This window comes from Pseudomonas fluvialis, from assembly GCF_002234375.1.
Taxonomy (GTDB): Bacteria; Pseudomonadota; Gammaproteobacteria; order Pseudomonadales; family Pseudomonadaceae; genus Aquipseudomonas; species Aquipseudomonas fluvialis.
In genome coordinates this window covers 91,476-107,698 of record NZ_NMQV01000013.1, presented here as the reverse complement: position 1 = coordinate 107,698, position 16,223 = coordinate 91,476, and the positions used below count along the sequence as shown (strand labels likewise).

Sequence of the window (16,223 nt, the reverse complement as noted above, 5' to 3'; positions counted from 1 at the left end):
TGGAATGCTCATGGGGTCCCTGTGTACTGAACGGCGCCTCTGCCGGGCGCTCGGTGCCGGGATTGGCCGGCCTTTGCTGATCATACCGAGGCTGGCGCTACCTGGCCAAGTTTGCCTGCCCGGCGGCCGCCGCTACGACTAAGGTGCAATGGCCTGCATCACGCGAAAAGCGTGAAATGCGCCTATCCCGCTCCTGCGAGCCGTGGATGCAAGCGTTTCTGTCATTCCTCCCCGGAATGCGACTTCTGGCGCCCCTGGTGGGCGCTATTTTTTTGCCTGTCGAACATGCCATGCTGGCGGCTGCTACCTGCGCCGGGTAGCCCGCCTTGTCGAGAGAGGTTTGCGTGTCGCTGTCTGCTCGGGGTGTCGCCCTGTCACTGGGGGCGTCCTGCCTGTTTGTGCTGATCCCGCCTTATGTCCGTGTGCTGCAGCCGCTGGATGGCTTGCAGGTGTTCGCGCAGCGGGTGCTGTGGTCCATCCCGGTGATCCTCTTGCTGATGTGCCTGACGCGGCAAGTGCCTTTGCTGCTGCAGGCCTTGCGTCGCTTGCGCAGCGAACCGCGCCTGGCGCTGGCCCTGCCCCTGGCGGCGGCCTTGATGGGCGTGCAGTGGGCCCTGTTCGTTTGGGCACCACTGGCCGGGCGCATGCTCGATGTGTCGCTGGGCTATTTTCTGTTGCCGCTGGTGATGGTACTCGTCGGGCGTCTGTTCTATGGCGAGCGTCTGCGTCCGCTGCTACGCCTGGCGGTGGCCTGTGCCGTCGTGGGCGTGGCCCATGAGTGGTGGTACAGCGGGGCGTTTTCCTGGGTTACCTTGCTGGCCGCATTGGGCTATCCGCCTTATTTCATGCTGCGTCGCTGGATGCGCCTGGATGCCTTCTCCGGATTTATTCTGGAAATGCTGGTGTTGGCCCCGCTGGCCGTTTACCTGGTGCTGGCTTATGGTCCGTCGTCGCTATTCAGCCAGGCCCCCCAGTTGCTCTGGTTGTTGCCTGGCCTGGCCTTGCTCAGTGCCCTGGCGTTTGCCGCCATGATGGCGTCGAGCCGCCTGTTGCCGCTGGGGCTGTTCGGCATCCTCAGTTACCTGGAGCCCTTGCTGTTGTTCCTGGTGGCGCTGTTCTGGCTGGACGAGGCGTTTTCTGCCGGGCAATGGCTGACCTATCTGCCGATCTGGCTGGCGATTGCCCTGACGGTTTGCGACAGCGTGCGCCTGTTGTGGCGCACGCGCTGATTATTCCAGACGTACCCGATACACCTCGGCCAGGGGAATGAGCCGCTGGCGGGCCAGCGCCAGAGCGCTCTGGGTCAGTGGACGCATGCCATCGCTCACGGCCTGTTGCTCGATCGCCTGGGCAGAGCTGTCGGCCTGGATCAGGGCGCGTAGAGCCGGCGTGACCTGCAGCAGTTCATAGGCTGCCATGCGCCCTTGCAAGCCCTTGCCGTGGCACTGGCTGCAGCCTTTGCCCACATAGAAACGCTCGTGCTCATGCAGGCCCAGACTGGCCCGCACGGCATCGCTGACCTCTTCTTCAACCAGGCAGTGTGGACAATTGCGCCGTACCAGACGCTGCGCCAGAACCCCAAGCAGGCTGGCGTTGAGCAGATAGGGAGCGATGCCGATTTCCAGCAGGCGGGTGACGGTGGTAGCGGCACTGTTGGTGTGCAGGGTGGACAGCACCAGGTGACCGGTAAGGGCGCTTTCGGTGGCCATCAGCGCGGTTTCGTGGTCACGGATCTCACCGACCATGATCACGTCCGGGTCATGGCGCAGGATATGGCGCAGAGCACGAGCAAAGGTGTAGCCGATCTGCGGCTTTACCTGGATCTGGCGAATGCCGTCGATCTGGTATTCCACCGGGTCTTCCACGGTGATGACATTCACGCCGCTCTGGCGGATGTCGTTGAGTGCGGCATAGAGCGTGGTGCTTTTGCCTGAGCCGGTAGGCCCGGTGACCAGCAGGATGCCCTGATTGTGGCTGATCAGTTCACGGAAGCGTTGGGCGTCCTGGTCGTTGAAGCCGATCTGCTCCAGGGTCTTCATGCTTTGCTGGGTGTCGAGGATACGGATGACCACGCTTTCGCCATGCACGGTGGGCATGATCGACAGACGCAGATCCACGGTGCGCTCGCCGAGGCGTACCAGATGGCGGCCATCTTGGGGCAGGCGGCGTTCGGCGATGTTCATGCCGCCGACGATCTTGATGCGGCTGACAATGGCTGGCAGGTTGCTGGTCTTGATCCGGCGGATTTCGTCGAGCACGCCGTCGATACGCAGCAGCACCACGCTTTCCTTGGCCCCCGGACGGATATGAATGTCCGATGCACGGCGGGCGATGGCATCGTCCAGCAGGCTGTCGACAAAGCGTACCGTGGGTTTGTCCTCGGCCAGCAGCTTTATCCGGTGCAGGCTGAGTTCCGGCTCCTGGGTTTCGAATTCCGGCAAGTCGAACGCGCTGACCGCGCCGTAGTATTGGCAGATGGCGCGCTCGACCTCGTCGCCCTTGGCGAGGATGGCCTCGACCTGCTTGCCGGTGACAAAGCCCAGCAGGTGCAGGAGTTCATGGTTGGAAGGCGTGGGCGTGGCCACTACCAGGCGTTCATGTTCGACCAGAAGTGGCATGACCCGGTGTACCCTGGCCAGGTCCTCTGGAACCAGCTCCAAGGCGGCAGTGTCGACGTCAAAATCGTCCAGGTTGACCCGGGCGATGTCCAGTTGCTGAATCAGTGCCTGGGCCAGTTGGGTGCGCTCGACCAGGTTGCGCTGCAGGAGAATCTGGCCGAGCTTGCCGCTGTTGGGGCGTTGTTGCTGCTCCTCCAGGGCCAGTTGCAATTGCTGGGCGTCGAGTTGTCCGGCGTTGACCAGTAACTCGCCCAGACGCGGATGCGGGCTGCTGGATTGAGCCCGCTGGCAGAGGTAGTCGAGCAGCTCTTGGCGGTCATGGATCAGCTGTGGCATGGCCTGGCCTCTTGAGGTTCAGCGTGCAGTGTACGTCAGGGCTGGCCAGTGGCTACTGCGGCAGATCAAGCCCCTAGCGTGGTGATGGGTTGCGCTGGATTTCCAGCTGATGATCGGGGGCGCCTTCGCCTTGTAGCAGACTGCGCAAGCGCTCGTCCTGGGCAATGTGCCCGTTAGTCTGGTCGATGATGATCTCTACCCGACGGTTGAGCGCACGGTTTTCCACGCTGTCGTTGGCTGCACGGGGGCGGGTTTCAGCAAATCCCTGCACCTTGAGGCGCCCAGGCTCGATATCGCCGCTGAACAGCAGGGCGTTGGCCACCGCCGAGGCGCGTGCAGCAGACAGATCCCAGTTGGAATGAAAGCGTAGCGTACTGATCGGTACGTTATCGGTATGCCCTTCGATCGTCAGCTCACCGGGTATTTCCGTCAGCACACCGGCCATGCGATCGAGCATGTCCTCAAAGGCTGGGGTCAATTCGGCTGAGCCGGAAGGGAAGGAGCCTTTTTCCTCGACGCGCAGGATGATGCGACGCTTCTCTTCTTCCATCTGCAACTGGCCATTTTGCAGCTCCTTGGCCAGTGCTTCACGCAGTTCTTGGGCGCTGTCCTGAAGCTGCTGTTCGGCTGCACTGGGACTGGGCTCGGGGTTTTGTGTGGTGTTGGTCTCTACCTGGGGATCTTGTGTCGTGGTTTGCTGGCGTACCTGGTCCACTAGGGTGGGTTCCGGCTTGCCGGGCGAGAAGTCCTTGAACACCGCGCTGGTGCCCATGGGAACTTCCAGTGCAGGCACTTCGCGTTGCACGCCGAAGGCGACGGCCAGCTCGCCGGCAATCTGCTTGAAGCGTCGTGCATCGATTTCCGAGAACGACAACAGCAGGACGAAGAAGCACATCAGGAGCGACATCAGGTCGGCAAAGGTCATGACCCAGGCGGGAATACTCGCCTTGTCCTCGTCGGCGTCATCACTCATGACTTATTCGCCTGGCTGACCGGGAAGCGGTACATCGCGTTTGTTGGCCGGCAGGTAGCTGCGCAACATCTGTTCGACGATACGTGGGTTGATGCCATCCTGTATCGCCCCCAGCGCATCAATCCACAATTGCTGCATGCGGGCTTCCTCGGTCATGCGCAGGTTGAGCTTGTCGGCGATCGGCAGGCAGATCATGGTGGCCATCATGGCGCCGTACAGGGTGGTGAGCAGTGCGACAGCCATGGCAGGGCCAATTGACTTGGGGTCCTCCATGTTCGAGAGCATCTGTACAAGGCCCACCAGCGTGCCGATCATGCCCATGGCAGGCCCGACATCTCCCAGTGCACTGAAGATCTTGGCGCCCCAGCGGTTGCGCTCCAGCGTCAACAGGCGTTCCTTGTCGAGGATAGCGCGAATGGTTTCCTGATTCTGGCCGTCGACCATCAACTGGATACCGGCTTTCAGGAAGGGCGAGCTGACCTCTTTCTCCTCCAGCGCCAGGGTGCCCTGCTTGCGTGCGATATTGGCGATGTCCACCAGTTCGGCAATGCTTTCCTCGACGCTGGGCAGGCGAAATTTGAAAGCCCTTGCGGCGACCTTGAAGGCGCCTATGAATTGACCCAGGCTGAACTTGGCCATGACCACGAAGAAACTACCCACCACGACGATCAGCAGGGAGGGCACATTGAAGAAGATCTGGCTGGAGGCTCCCAGCAGGATGGAGGCGACAATGATCGCCAGGGCGCCGATAAGGCCGATGAGTGTGGCTAGATCCAAGGATGCACCTGAGCTTGCGGAGGTTGCTGGCCGTAGTATTGCTACGGCCAGATAGCCTAGCAGGCGCCAGGTGGGCTTGCGAGTTTCACAACAAGCCGTCGAGGACTGCTTCGATAAGACCCGTGGCCAGGGCAATCAGTACAACATCCCGGCCAACCTGTTGCCATTCATAGCCGGGGTACTCTGGCAGTTGTCGCAGGAGTCGCTGATCCAGTGATTTGGCGATGCCCGGAGGCAGGGGTTTGCCACGTGCCAGGTTCTTGCGGATTCCTGGTGGCAGGCTGCTGGCAGGGCTAAGCAGAGCTTGGTGCTGATGCAGTATCTGGCGTATGCCTTGCAGGTCCGTGGCAGAAAGCAGGGAGGCGGAGCTGTAGGCCTGGCTGGTGCTTCGGGGAGGCTTGCCGTGGGCTGGCTTATCGTGTGGTGGTGCAGCCTGTGCCAGGCTGCTGCTCAACAGCAGAGCCAGTAGGCTGCCGGATAGAAAGGTGATAGCGGGGCGTGACATGCTGAAGAACTCCCGGGGATTTGGTCGGCGTGTTCTGAGACTGTGCCTAGCCTGGCAAAGTTGCAGAAGCATCGGGCCTGGACGATAAAATTCCGCAACCGGATGGCTTAGACGGTAACCTATAGCACTGTATAGCTGTGCTTTGTTGAGGATTATCCCGTGTTTGCCCAATTTGCCCTGCACGAACGGCTGCTCAAAGCGGTTGCCGAGTTGAAATTCACCGAGCCGACCCCTGTGCAGCTGGCGGCCATTCCTCCGGCGCTGGAGGGGCGTGATCTGCGCGTTGTGGCGCAGACCGGCAGTGGCAAAACGGCTGCTTTTGTCCTGCCGCTGCTCAATCGCCTGATGGGGCCGGCCCAGCCGCGTGCGGACATTCGTGCGCTGATTCTCCTGCCGACCCGTGAGCTGGCCCAGCAGACCCTCAAGGAAGTGGAGCGTTTTGCCCAGTTCACCTTCATTAAGGCGGCGCTGGTCACCGGTGGTGAGGATTTCAAGGTGCAGGCGGCGGTAATGCGCAAATGCCCGGACATCCTGATCGGTACGCCAGGGCGTTTGATCGAGCACCTGGATGCCGGCAATTTGCGCCTTGGTGCGGTTGAGGTGCTGGTGCTGGATGAAGCGGACCGCATGCTTGACATGGGCTTCGCCGAAGCCATGCAGCGACTCACCGCCGAGTGTGCCGCGCGCCAGCAGACGTTGCTGTTTTCCGCTACCAGTGGCGGCAACGCCATGCGCGAGGTGGTTGGCCAGGTGCTGCGTGATCCCCTGCTGCTGCAGCTCAATAGGGTTAGTGAGCTGAACGAGAATGTCGTTCAGCAGATCATCACGGCCGATGACCCGGCGCACAAGGAACGCCTGGTGCATTGGCTGCTGGGCAACGAGAGCTTCCAGAAGGCCATCATCTTTACCAATACCCGAGTCGCCGCCGACAGGCTGTATGGCCATTTGGTGGCAGCTGGCGTCAAGGCGTTCGTGCTGCATGGTGATAAGGACCAGAAAGAGCGCAAGCTGGCTATCGAGCGGGTCAAGCAAGGAGGCATCAAGGTGTTGGTGGCGACCGACGTGGCTGCGCGTGGCCTGGATATCGAAGGGCTGGACCTGGTAATCAACTTCGATATGCCGCGCTCGGGCGATGAATATGTGCATCGCATCGGCCGTACGGGGCGTGCCGGTGCCGGCGGGATGGCGGTTTCACTGATCTGCCATACCGACTGGAATTTGATGTCGAGTATTGAACGCTACCTCAAACAGCGCTTCGAGCGGCGTGTCATCAAGGAGCTTAAGGGCAGCTACCAGGGACCGAAGAACGTTAAGGCGTCGGGCAAGGCAGCCGGCAGCAAGAAGAAAAAAGCCGACAAGAAGGACGCCAAGGGCAAGCCGGCCGCCAAGCGTAAGAGCGCGCCGCGTCCCGCCGGTAAACCCGCGCTGGTCAGTGACGACGGGCTGGCGCCGCTCAAGCGTCGTTTGCCTGCGGCTGACTGAATGGTCGGCGCTTGCTGGGCATCGTGGGTGCCCATGGTTTCTTCTGCACAGGGGGCTGCATGGCTCTGATTGGACGCTTCAACACACTGCAAGTCAGTAAATTTACCGATTTCGGGCTGTATCTGGATGCAGGTGCCGATGGCGAAATCCTCCTGCCCAAGCGCTATATTCCCAAGCAGGAGGCGTTGGAGGTAGGCGACTGGCTGAATGTCTTCGTCTATCTGGACAGTGAGGATCGGGTAATTGCCACCACGCAAAAGCCCAAGGTGCAGGTGGGTGGTTTTGCCAGCCTCAAGGTGGTGGAAATCAACTCGGTTGGCCTGTTCCTCGATTGGGGGCTGAGCAAGGATCTACTGCTGCCGCACTCCGAAGAAAAGCGCCCGTTGCAGGTGGGTGACTATGTGCTGGTGCACGTCTATCTGGACCCGCGCAGCCGGCGTATTACCGCGACGGCGCGCCTGGATCGGTTCCTCGACAACAGTCCGGCTACCTATCAGGTGGGCGAACAGGTCGAACTGCTGATTGCCGAGCGCACCGACCTGGGCTTCAAGGCGATCATCAACGAGCGCCATTGGGGGCTGCTGCACAAGAACGAACTGTTCCGCTTTGTACGCAGCGGCATGCGCGAGACGGGGTACATTCGTGAGGTGCGTGACGATGGCAAGATCAACCTGAGCCTGCAGCCGGTTGGCGCAGAGCAGCGTGATGTGCTTGCTGAGCGGATTGTCGAGGCTTTGCAGGCGGCGGGGGGCTTTCTGCCGCTGAGCGATAAGAGCCCGGCAGAGTTGATCAGCCAGCAGTTTTCGGTCAGCAAGGGCAATTTCAAGAAGGCCATTGGTGGCCTGTACAAGCGGGGCGTCATTCTGATCGGTGACGACGGTATCCGCCTGGCGCCCTGAGCGGGCGCCGGCGTGGGCGGTTACTTCTTGGCGAGGCTGATTTGTCGGCCGCTGGTCCAGGTCTGGCCGCTGACGCCACGATCGATTTGCTGGATCTCACCGCCAGCCTGTAGGAAGGCAGCAATCTGCGCCTCGATGGATTCACGGGTTTCCACGGCCGGGGCCGGTTTGCTTTTCTGGCTGGAACCTTTGACGCGCATGTAGCTCGCTCCTGCTGAGGTGGCGCCGGGGCGGCGCAGGGCTTTCCCCTGGAGGGTCTTCCAGGCCAGACGGGCACGTTGAACGCACACGCACCGCACAGGGTATGGCCTGCTGCAGACGCTAAATGGCGCGAGCAGCCGGTCACCATACGCGTTTGTCCACTGATTACCTAGTGCTTTCTGCCGAAGGGTCGTTCGTGCAGGCTACCAATAGCGCCTGGCGGACGATGGCGCCAAGATCCTCGCGCTTCACGAAGATGCCATCCAGCGCCAGCTTGGCGAGCCCATGCAGGCTGGCCCAGAGTAGCTGCGCTTGGCGCAGGCTATGCGCTGCACTTGCCCCTGGTCGTTGCGCGAACAGCTGGACGTACTGGCGAAAGCAGTCCTTGCCCAGCCGCTGGAAACGCGCGGTATCAGGGCGCGTTGGGTCACTGTCGCGCCACAACAGGCTGCCGAACATCAGCTCGTACAATGCCGGTTGTTGCAGTGCAAAATCCAGGTAGTCCAGGCAAGCCAACAGCAGTGCTTCATCGCTGGGTATGCCGTCCTGTACATAGGTGCTCAGTTGTTCGCACATGCTGGAGAAACCCTGCGCAGCCAGGGCAGCCAGCAGGGCCTGTTTGTCGGTGAAGTGATGGTAGGGTGCGCTACGTGAGACGGCGCAGCGTTCTGCCAGTTGACGCAGGGACAGCCCGGCGATGCCTTGTTCGCGTAATAGTTGCAGACCACAGTCGAGCAGGCTCTGGCGCAGATTGCCATGATGGTAGGGGCTGGCGACAGTGGGCATGGCGTACCTGCAGCAAGGGTAACTTGACAGTGTCAGGATGGCGTCGCACCCTTGGCGAGTCAACCTACCCGCAGCAGAGGATTGCCGCATGTCCTACCAGTGCTTCAACGTTACCCACCACGGCGCAATTGCCCATGTTCAGCTGAGTCGCCCGGAAGCACTCAACGCCATGAATGCGGCATTCTGGCTGGAGTTGCCACAGTGCATGCGCGATCTGGAAGCCAGTGGGCAGACGCGAGTCATCGTGATCTCCTCCACCGGCAAGCATTTCTCGGCAGGCATGGACTTGGCGGTATTCAGTAATCCGAAATCAGTGCCGATGGCAGGTGATCCGGGACGCATGGCAGAAAACCTGCGGCGTGTGGTTCTGCAGCTGCAGGATACCCTGAGTGCCCTGGAAGAGGTGCGCGTGCCGGTGCTGGTGGCGGTACACGGTGGTTGCATTGGCGGTGCGCTGGATATGGTGTGTGCTGCCGATAGCCGTTATTGCACGGCTGATGCCTATTTCACCATCAAGGAAACCGAGCTGGGCATGACCGCTGATGTCGGTACATTGCAGCGCCTGCCCAAGCTGATGCCGCAGGGTGTGGTGCGCGAGTTGGCCTATACGGGCCGCAAACTGGAGGCTGAAGAGGCCAAGGCGCTGGGCTTCGTCAATCAGGTGTACCCCAACCAGGAGGCCATGCTCGAAGGTGTTATGGCTATCGCCGCGCAGATTGCCGCCAACTCGCCGCTGGCCGTCACGGGCTGCAAGGAAATGCTCAATTACAGCCGTGATCACAGTGTGGCCGACAGCCTGAAGTACATGGCCACCTGGCAGGCTGGCATGTTCCGTCCGCATGACATGATGAAGACCTTCCAGGCCAAGGCGACCAAGAGCCAGGCACAGTTCGATGACTTGTTCCCGGTCAAGCCGCTGTTTGCTGAGTAATCACTCAGGCGTTGACGAGTGTCGCCGGGGCCTGGGCCTCGGCGATCACGCAGCGGTCGCGGCCGCTGTGCTTGGCGTTGTATAGCTGCTCGTCGGCACGGTGCAGCCAGCTCTCCCAGCTTTCCCCAGTCGCCAGAAGCGCACCGCCCATGGATACGCTGACGGACCCGCCGGGGCTGCGTAACTGCTCGCGCACACAGTAGAGCAAATGCTCTGCGGCGGCGTGCAGTCCCTTGTGGTCAGTGTCGGGCAGTAGCAGCAAAAATTCCTCTCCACCCAGGCGAAACAGGCGATCCTGCTTGCGCGAGCAGCGTCTGACCAGGCTGACGAAGTCTTGCAACACCTGATCGCCGGCGGCATGACCGAAGCGGTCGTTGATCTGCTTGAAATGGTCCAGATCAAGGGCCAGTACCGCGTGGCTGTGGCCATGGCGCATCTTGCTGGCCACTGCAATCTTGAGTTCCTCAGCCATTGAACGACGATTGCGTGCGCCGGTCAGGGGATCCTTGCTGGCCAGGTGATGCAGGAGCTGGTGCTGGTGGCGTGTGCGGTAGGCGAACACGAAGGTCAGGGTGCTGGCCATCAGGCTGGTGACCAGAAAGGAAAGCATTTGATAAAGGCTTTCGAAGACGCTTTGCGGCTTCCACAGTTCATGCCCACAGAGGGTCAGCAGAACTACGGACATGGTGAGCAAGGCCTTGCCTGGCGTCACCATGAAGAAGTTGAAAAGGATCAGCGGATAGATCCAGAACAGCCCGTTAATGCCCAGGTCCAGGGTGATGAAGGTGGCGCCGGCCGAGAAGATGACCGAGAGCACAATGCCGGGCTTGATGGTGTCACCGCTGCGCCAGGCATAGAGCACGGCAAAGAAGGTGGACAGCACGATGACCGAGTCCCAGAGACCCACCAGGTAATTGCCGGTGCTCAGGCGATACACGGCATAGGGGCTGATGCCGACGATGCCGAGAATGCCCATCAGGGTGATGATCGATAACTGAAAGTCGTGACGCAGGCGCGACAACAGGCTGGGTAAATCCATGGCTTGGCGCCACTCTTTGTTATTGTTTGCTGCAAGGATGCCGGCAGATGGCCGCGATAGACAAGAGGAGGGGGCGTTAATGGCGGTTTTTTCCGGCAAATGGTCAGTTTTTCTCCAGCGTTTGCAGCTGTTGGTGGCGTTGGCCAGGGCGCCATTCCTGCTGTTGGCGTTGCCTTCGATTGGTTTGGCGATTGCCTGGTGCCAAACCCAGGCGGCTGCACCTGTGTCGTTTACAGATAGCTTGTTGGTGCTGCTGGCTGCCGTGGCTGCACAGGTGAGTGTGAATGCCTTCAATGAATACGAGGACTTCTGCAGCGGCCTCGATCAGCAGACTCGGCGTACCGCGTTCAGCGGTGGCAGTGGTGCCTTGCCGGCTCAGCCCCACCTTTTGCCCTGGGCGTTGTGGCTGGGATGCCTGAGCTTGCTGGTGGTGGCGTTGATCGGCATGTATTTCCTCCTGCAGCGCCCTGAGGCGTTTAGGGGATTGTTGCTGATTGGCGGCCTGGGGAGTGCGCTGATTCTGCTCTATACGCCTTTGCTGACCCGATATCCCTGGCTGTGCCTGGTAGCACCCGGCCTGTCCTTTGGCCCGTTGATGGTGGCGGGGGGTGTACTGGCGCTGGGAGGGGCAGTGAGCTTGCCGCTCATGTTATTGGCGCTGGTGCCGTTTTTTCTCAGCAACAACCTGCTCTTGCTCAATCAGTTTCCGGATATCGAGGCTGATCGCCTGGTGGGACGACGTACCCTGCCGATGCTGCTCAGCCAGCAACAGGCTCTGGCCTTGCTGCTGGTGCAGTGGCTGGCTCCGCTGCTGTTGACCAGCCTGCTGGTGATTTGGGGCGTCTTGCCAGGTACTTGTTTGCTGGTCTGGCTCGCTTCGCCATTGATCGTCTATCTATGGTTTGGCTGTCGCCGTGCAGCGTTGCAGATGCCGGCATTGCTGCCCTGGCTGGCCTGTAATGTGCTGCTGGCGTTGCTGCTGCCGGTCCTTTTGCTGGTGGCCTGGCTGGCTGAGGCTGATTGGCTGCGTTGATACCAATCACCTGAGTTATGCCTGCGGCTGGCTCAGTCCAAATCGAAGCGACGTGCCTCGCGCTGCAGTTGATAGACGAAGCGCTCGACATTGCGCTGCTCCAGGCCGCTCATGCGGAAAAAACGCGCGCCCAGAAAGGTGCAGTTGTGCTTCTCGTCAAACTGCACGTGGCGTGCTTCCAGGGATAGGGTCAGCACACCAAATGGCAGCTTGGCTGAAAAGTTCTCGTAGACCTGGCCTGCTTGCAGGCGGCTACTGACATCGCCAGGGAAGCTCAGGCGACAGCCGGTGGCTGAGATGTCCTGAAGTTTGCCTTGCAGCGCGATGCTCAGCGTTTTTCCGGACAAGCTGACGCTCACCTGATCGGCTAGCTTCAAGGCCGCTCGGTAAGCACCGCGACGCTGGTGGTAGGTGATTTCTTCGGGAAATGGCAGCCAATAGCAGCGTGCGCCGTCCAGTTCGCTAATTTTTACCGGTTGCTCACATTGCCAGGCAATCCGTACCCCTTCGTGGAACCCTTCGATGTGAAAGGCTTCCTGATTGGCCAGAAGACGTTCCCCGTCATTGGGGATCAGCTCATCGAGGGCAATGCGCTTGCGCTCCAGGTCCACGGCGACCAGAAATGTCTGGAAGCGCTGTTGGCGCTCAACGAAGCGCAGGATCAGCGGTGTGTGATTCTGTTGTAGTTGACGCAGGTTGGCATTGATCTCGACAGCTGTTTTCAGTTGGCGAGGAGGCTGTGGGCCGGCTTCATCGTTGAAAGGGGAGGACACTGCGGGCGGGTCTCCAGGCGCATCGGTGGCGCACGTTGAATGGCACTCCGGGCGTGCCCTTGGCGCTGATTATCGTTTTAGGCCTGACTGAGCGGGCGTTGTTGCGCGATTCTAGCGGTGGCGCCGCGACTGTCATAGAGGCTCGGCGTTTCTGCGCCCCGTAAAATGCCCAGTAGACTACCGACGCTGGCCTGATTGGCATTGATCAGGCGCCCGTTGCGTAGGTTGGCTTGGCGGCACTGCTCAAGCTGCTGTTCGAGCTGTTGGCTGGCTTTAGCCAGGTCTTCGGCCTGTGCGTGTCCCGCCAGGTAGGCGTTCCAGCCGGTAGCGTCGGGGCTATGTCCGAGGCTGTGCAGGGTTTGGCTGCGTACTTGCGCATTCTGGCTTAGGGTAGCCAGCAAGGGTTGTTTGCTGCCGAGCAGTTTCTCCAGCAGGTGCAGGTCGCGTGCCTGCAGTGCTGCGAATTCCTCGTCAAGAAGCGCCAGCAATTGCTGGCTGGTCTGCAGGTCCTCGTGAAGTAACTGCAGCAAAGAGGCGTCTGGCATGGGCGTGCTCTGGGAGTTGGCGTCCAAGGGGCTCCCAGCGCGGCATGAGCTTAGCGCTGGGATTCGAAATTCAGCAGTTTGCTGGCAATGCGCTGATTGTCGATCTGGTAGCTACCATCAGCAATGGCCTGCTTCAACTTGTTAACGCGTTCTTTGTCTACGCTCGGCAGGTCACGCAACTTGTCGGTGATCTTTTGCAATTGCTGGGCATCCTTGCTCAGTTGCACGGACTCGCCGGCACGCGCAGCTTGGTCGGCATTGTTCGACTGAGGCTGGTTTAGGGTGCTTGCAGCCGGCGATACAGACTCGCTACGGCCGCTCTGGGTGCCGCTCGTCCGCCCGTTGTTGTTCGGGTTGGCGGCGTTATTGAGCCGGTTGAAGTCGATAACCATGATGCAAAACCTCGGACAGTATCTGGACGCTTGCCTGTTTTTCGGCTGCTTTCGATAAAACTTTAGAAGAAAAAATGTCTATTGGCTCACGCGGCATTGTCGTTTCTACATGCCGGCTTCCACCTGTCCCGGCCCGGTTACACGTGCGCGGATAATACGCTCGGAGCGCAGGTTGCGCACGCGGATCTGTTGGCCAACGGCGCCGTCGGATAACGCTTCGCCAGGCATCTTTACCTTGATGCTGCCTGTGCCGGCACTGATGACCACGTGTTCGCCCTTGCGTACGGCCTCTGCCTGCTGCAAATGACTGGGTGTCAAAATCTGGTTGGCCCCCAGATTGCGGGTGAGTTTTTGGCCAATCACTTGTTGTGTCTCGGTAATGAAGCCCTGGCGTAGCAGGCTGACATCCTGTTCAACCAGACTGATGTCGCTGGCTTGTACTAGGCTGTTGCGTTGCAGGGGGTGCACAAGCGTGACTACGGGCTGGTAAAGACGTACGTGGGCGGGCACGAGGAGGGCCCAAGGGGTAGTGCCTGTGCAGCGAACGCGCAGGCTCAGGCGCCCGATTGGGTGCCCTTGGCCCTGCAGGCTGAATTCCAGTGGCCGAGTGCATTCGGCCAAACGCAGGCGTGGGTCAAGGCGGCTGATTTCGACCTCATGGCGGCCCTGGATACTGCTACGCTGCAAATGAGCGCTGACCAGCTCCTCAAGAAATTGCTGGCTGGCGCCGATAAGCTGTTCGGGCCCGATGCTTTGGCTCTGTGCGACAGAGTGGCAGGCCCCGAATAAAGCAGGTAAAAGAAGTACCCAATGGCAGCGCAATGCCAAGTGGCGTCGGAAAGTCGTCATCGTTGCGTTCATAACACTTTATAAAGCAAGGCTCGTGCCGCACTGCTAGCATTGCCAGTGCGTCCGATGACTGAAACAAGGAGTCTGGGCATGGCCGGTGTATTGGATTCGGTTAACCAGCGTACTCAACTGGTAGGGCAGAACCGCCTGGAGCTGCTGTTGTTCCGTCTGGACAGTCCGCAGCTGTATGGCATCAACGTGTTCAAGGTGAAGGAGGTGTTGCAATGCCCCAAACTCACCATCATGCCCAAATCCAGTCCGGTCGTACGAGGTGTGGCGAACATCCGTGGGGGGACTATCCCGATTCTTGACCTGTCCATGGCGACAGGTCGGGCAGGTCTGTCGGATCTGAAGAACAGCTTTGTGATCATCACTGAGTACAACAGCAAGATTCAGGGCTTTCTGGTTCGCTCGGTGGAACGCATCATCAACATGAACTGGGAAGAAATCCATCCGCCGCCCAAGGGAACCGGGCGTGACCACTACCTGACGGCAGTAACACGTGTTGACAATCAACTGGTCGAGATCATCGACGTCGAGAAGATTCTGGCGGAGGTAGCACCCACCTCGGAAGTGATTTCCGAAGGGGTGATCGATGTGGATACGCAGGCCAAGGCAGTCAGCAAGAAGGTGCTCATCTGCGACGATTCTTCGGTGGCGCGCAAGCAGGTTATCCGTTGCCTGGAAACGGTAGGTGTCGAGGTGATAGCGCTCAACGATGGTCGTCAGGCTTATGACTATCTGATGCAGATGGCTGCGCAGGGCAAGCAGGTCGATGAAGAGCTGCTGATGCTGATTTCCGATATCGAGATGCCGGAAATGGACGGCTATACACTGACTGCGGAAATTCGTAGTGATCCGCGTCTGCAGAAAATGCATATCATCCTGCATACTTCGCTGTCCGGCGTGTTTAATCAGGCAATGGTGAAGAAAGTAGGTGCCGATGATTTTCTGGCCAAGTTCCGTCCTGATGAATTGGCGGCGCGCGTAGTGGACAGGATCAAGGCAGTAGAAGCTAGCTGAGGGCTTGGCCCTCAGCTTATTTTTTGACGGTAGAGGCGGCGCGCGTGTCTTCGGGCAATTTGGATTTTGAGCAGTTCCGGGTGTTCCTGGAAAAAACCTGCGGGATATTGCTGGGTAGCAACAAGCAATACCTGGTTTCCAGTCGTCTCAACAAATTGATGGAGCAGAACAATATCAAGACCCTGGGTGAGCTGGTTCAGCGCATCCAGAGTCAGCCGCGTGGTGGTTTGCGTGAGCAGGTGGTGGACGCGATGACCACCAATGAAACGCTGTGGTTTCGTGATACCTATCCCTTTGAAGTACTGAAGTCGCGTGTGCTGCCCGAGCTGATCAAGGCTAATCCGGGGCAGCGTTTGCGGATCTGGTCGGCAGCCAGCTCTTCCGGTCAGGAGCCGTTCTCGCTGTCGATGGCTATTGATGAGTTTGAACGCAGCAACCTTGGGCAGCTCAAGTCTGGTGTGCAGATTGTCGCGACTGACCTTTCGGCGTCCATGCTCACAGCCTGCAAGGCAGGAGAGTACGACAGCCTAGCGATGGGCCGCGGGCTTTCGCAAGAGCGCCTGCAGCGTTATTTTGACCCTAAGGGACCTGGCCGCTGGGTGGTCAAGCCGGCGATTCGTAACCGTGTCGAATTCCGTATGCTCAATCTGTTGGACAGTTATGCGAGCCTCGGCAAGTTCGATATCGTGTTTTGCCGCAATGTGCTGATTTACTTCTCGGCTGAGGTCAAGAAGGACATCCTCACGCGTATTCATGCCACTCTCAAGCCCGGCGGCTATCTGTTCCTCGGGGCTTCCGAGGCGCTCAACGGTCTGCCTGATCTGTACCAGATGGTGCAGTGCAGCCCGGGCATCATCTACAAGGTCAAGTAGCGCCCGCTATGGACCCGCGGGCCCCGCGGGTCGCCTTGTCATGGTCATGCGCGCTCAGGCGTGACCGTCATTTTTTCGACGCCTTCTGTTTTTTGTCTGCCGGTTAATGACGCCTGTCTTGGGGTGTCTTGTCTGCTGTGTGGGCGGAGCGCCCGGTGCAGCGGGCTTGTAGCGGCTGTCGCGAGCGGC

19 protein-coding genes are annotated in these 16,223 nt (G+C 59.9%); 8 read left to right on the top strand and 11 right to left on the bottom strand.

The window, feature by feature from the left end; all coding sequences use genetic code 11:
- Nucleotides 1-344 precede the first annotated feature (344 nt).
- Entirely contained in the window at nt 345-1,229 is an 885-nt protein-coding gene (gene rarD / locus CFY91_RS07730) for an EamA family transporter RarD (RefSeq protein WP_093985775.1), read from the top strand.
- On the opposite strand, the gene CFY91_RS07725 is transcribed toward rarD, so the two are convergent.
- The 4 genes from CFY91_RS07725 to CFY91_RS07710 all read right to left on the bottom strand — a co-directional run bounded on the left by CFY91_RS07725 (nt 1,230) and on the right by CFY91_RS07710 (nt 5,209).
- Nucleotides 1,230-2,954 carry a GspE/PulE family protein gene (locus CFY91_RS07725; RefSeq protein WP_093985774.1) on the bottom strand — a complete coding sequence of 575 codons (1,725 nt, stop codon included), beginning with the start codon at nt 2,952-2,954 and terminating at the stop codon, nt 1,230-1,232.
- A 73-nt stretch (nt 2,955-3,027) separates the two neighbouring features.
- On the bottom strand, nt 3,028-3,927 hold the full coding sequence (locus CFY91_RS07720) for a MotB family protein (protein WP_093985773.1): 900 nt from the start codon (nt 3,925-3,927) through the stop codon (nt 3,028-3,030).
- A gap of 3 nt (nt 3,928-3,930) precedes the next feature.
- Complete coding sequence (gene pomA / locus CFY91_RS07715; RefSeq protein ID WP_093985772.1) at nt 3,931-4,704, bottom strand: flagellar motor protein PomA; 774 nt, start codon at nt 4,702-4,704, stop codon at nt 3,931-3,933.
- Between the two features lie 85 nt (nt 4,705-4,789).
- Nucleotides 4,790-5,209 (bottom strand): anti-virulence regulator CigR family protein, encoded by a 420-nt coding sequence (locus tag CFY91_RS07710; protein ID WP_093985771.1) that lies wholly within the window; start codon nt 5,207-5,209, stop codon nt 4,790-4,792.
- Nucleotides 5,210-5,368: 159 nt separating this feature from the next.
- Between CFY91_RS07710 and CFY91_RS07705 the strand changes: the two genes are divergently transcribed.
- A complete protein-coding gene (locus CFY91_RS07705; RefSeq protein ID WP_093985770.1) occupies nt 5,369-6,691 on the top strand; it encodes a DEAD/DEAH box helicase in 1,323 nt (440 codons plus the stop codon).
- 59 nt (nt 6,692-6,750) lie between these two features.
- Nucleotides 6,751-7,590, top strand: a complete 840-nt coding sequence (locus CFY91_RS07700; RefSeq protein WP_093985769.1) for a CvfB family protein — start codon at nt 6,751-6,753, stop codon at nt 7,588-7,590.
- A gap of 20 nt (nt 7,591-7,610) precedes the next feature.
- On the opposite strand, the gene CFY91_RS07695 is transcribed toward CFY91_RS07700, so the two are convergent.
- Together CFY91_RS07695 and CFY91_RS07690 are read right to left on the bottom strand one after the other, a co-directional pair.
- Nucleotides 7,611-7,790 carry a hypothetical protein gene (locus CFY91_RS07695; RefSeq protein ID WP_093985768.1) on the bottom strand — a complete coding sequence of 60 codons (180 nt, stop codon included), beginning with the start codon at nt 7,788-7,790 and terminating at the stop codon, nt 7,611-7,613.
- A 166-nt stretch (nt 7,791-7,956) separates the two neighbouring features.
- Complete coding sequence (locus tag CFY91_RS07690; RefSeq protein WP_093985767.1) at nt 7,957-8,577, bottom strand: TetR/AcrR family transcriptional regulator; 621 nt, start codon at nt 8,575-8,577, stop codon at nt 7,957-7,959.
- 88 nt (nt 8,578-8,665) lie between these two features.
- Between CFY91_RS07690 and CFY91_RS07685 the strand changes: the two genes are divergently transcribed.
- Nucleotides 8,666-9,508, top strand: a complete 843-nt coding sequence (locus CFY91_RS07685; RefSeq protein ID WP_093985766.1) for a crotonase/enoyl-CoA hydratase family protein — start codon at nt 8,666-8,668, stop codon at nt 9,506-9,508.
- A 4-nt stretch (nt 9,509-9,512) separates the two neighbouring features.
- Here the strand turns inward: CFY91_RS07685 and CFY91_RS07680 are convergent, their stop codons facing one another.
- A complete protein-coding gene (locus CFY91_RS07680; protein WP_093985765.1) occupies nt 9,513-10,547 on the bottom strand; it encodes a GGDEF domain-containing protein in 1,035 nt (344 codons plus the stop codon).
- A gap of 79 nt (nt 10,548-10,626) precedes the next feature.
- Between CFY91_RS07680 and CFY91_RS07675 the strand changes: the two genes are divergently transcribed.
- Nucleotides 10,627-11,580, top strand: a complete 954-nt coding sequence (locus CFY91_RS07675; RefSeq protein ID WP_093985764.1) for a prenyltransferase — start codon at nt 10,627-10,629, stop codon at nt 11,578-11,580.
- A gap of 32 nt (nt 11,581-11,612) precedes the next feature.
- Here CFY91_RS07675 and CFY91_RS07670 read toward each other — a convergent pair whose 3' ends face one another.
- The 4 genes from CFY91_RS07670 to flgA form a co-directional block, all read right to left on the bottom strand.
- Entirely contained in the window at nt 11,613-12,353 is a 741-nt protein-coding gene (locus CFY91_RS07670; RefSeq protein ID WP_093985763.1) for a flagellar brake protein, read from the bottom strand.
- Between the two features lie 77 nt (nt 12,354-12,430).
- Nucleotides 12,431-12,898 carry a flagella synthesis protein FlgN gene (locus CFY91_RS07665; protein WP_093985762.1) on the bottom strand — a complete coding sequence of 156 codons (468 nt, stop codon included), beginning with the start codon at nt 12,896-12,898 and terminating at the stop codon, nt 12,431-12,433.
- Between the two features lie 50 nt (nt 12,899-12,948).
- The gene (flgM, locus tag CFY91_RS07660; RefSeq protein WP_093985761.1) at nt 12,949-13,290 is read right to left on the bottom strand and encodes a flagellar biosynthesis anti-sigma factor FlgM; all 342 of its coding nucleotides are present in this window, start codon (nt 13,288-13,290) and stop codon (nt 12,949-12,951) included.
- Between the two features lie 105 nt (nt 13,291-13,395).
- Entirely contained in the window at nt 13,396-13,962 is a 567-nt protein-coding gene (gene flgA, locus CFY91_RS07655) for a flagellar basal body P-ring formation chaperone FlgA (protein WP_268237303.1), read from the bottom strand.
- Here flgA and CFY91_RS16285 point away from each other — a divergent pair.
- The 3 genes from CFY91_RS16285 to cheR all read left to right on the top strand — a co-directional run bounded on the left by CFY91_RS16285 (nt 13,861) and on the right by cheR (nt 16,034).
- Nucleotides 13,861-14,079: a hypothetical protein gene (locus tag CFY91_RS16285; protein ID WP_268237304.1), complete on the top strand. Its 219-nt coding sequence runs from the start codon at nt 13,861-13,863 to the stop codon at nt 14,077-14,079. The two genes, flgA and CFY91_RS16285, sit on opposite strands and share 102 nt — an antisense overlap.
- A 150-nt stretch (nt 14,080-14,229) precedes the next feature.
- Nucleotides 14,230-15,162 (top strand): chemotaxis protein CheV, encoded by a 933-nt coding sequence (locus CFY91_RS07650; protein ID WP_093985759.1) that lies wholly within the window; start codon nt 14,230-14,232, stop codon nt 15,160-15,162.
- A 44-nt stretch (nt 15,163-15,206) separates the two neighbouring features.
- The gene (cheR, locus tag CFY91_RS07645) at nt 15,207-16,034 is read left to right on the top strand and encodes a protein-glutamate O-methyltransferase CheR (RefSeq protein WP_093985758.1); all 828 of its coding nucleotides are present in this window, start codon (nt 15,207-15,209) and stop codon (nt 16,032-16,034) included.
- The last annotated feature ends 189 nt before the right edge of the window (nt 16,035-16,223 follow it).

Excerpts from the sequence above, each read along its gene's own strand:
- CFY91_RS07725 (WP_093985774.1), bottom strand. The coding sequence starts at position 2,954 with ATGCCACAGCTGATCCATGACCGCCAAGAGCTGCTCGACTACCTCTGC.
- CFY91_RS07720 (WP_093985773.1), bottom strand. The coding sequence starts at position 3,927 with ATGAGTGATGACGCCGACGAGGACAAGGCGAGTATTCCCGCCTGGGTC.
- CFY91_RS07710 (WP_093985771.1), bottom strand. The coding sequence starts at position 5,209 with ATGTCACGCCCCGCTATCACCTTTCTATCCGGCAGCCTACTGGCTCTG.
- CFY91_RS07700 (WP_093985769.1), top strand. The coding sequence starts at position 6,751 with ATGGCTCTGATTGGACGCTTCAACACACTGCAAGTCAGTAAATTTACC.
- CFY91_RS07695 (WP_093985768.1), bottom strand. The coding sequence starts at position 7,790 with ATGCGCGTCAAAGGTTCCAGCCAGAAAAGCAAACCGGCCCCGGCCGTG.
- CFY91_RS07690 (WP_093985767.1), bottom strand. The coding sequence starts at position 8,577 with ATGCCCACTGTCGCCAGCCCCTACCATCATGGCAATCTGCGCCAGAGC.
- CFY91_RS07685 (WP_093985766.1), top strand. The coding sequence starts at position 8,666 with ATGTCCTACCAGTGCTTCAACGTTACCCACCACGGCGCAATTGCCCAT.
- CFY91_RS07680 (WP_093985765.1), bottom strand. The coding sequence starts at position 10,547 with ATGGATTTACCCAGCCTGTTGTCGCGCCTGCGTCACGACTTTCAGTTA.
- CFY91_RS07675 (WP_093985764.1), top strand. The coding sequence starts at position 10,627 with ATGGCGGTTTTTTCCGGCAAATGGTCAGTTTTTCTCCAGCGTTTGCAG.
- CFY91_RS07665 (WP_093985762.1), bottom strand. The coding sequence starts at position 12,898 with ATGCCAGACGCCTCTTTGCTGCAGTTACTTCACGAGGACCTGCAGACC.
- flgM (WP_093985761.1), bottom strand. The coding sequence starts at position 13,290 with ATGGTTATCGACTTCAACCGGCTCAATAACGCCGCCAACCCGAACAAC.
- CFY91_RS07650 (WP_093985759.1), top strand. The coding sequence starts at position 14,230 with ATGGCCGGTGTATTGGATTCGGTTAACCAGCGTACTCAACTGGTAGGG.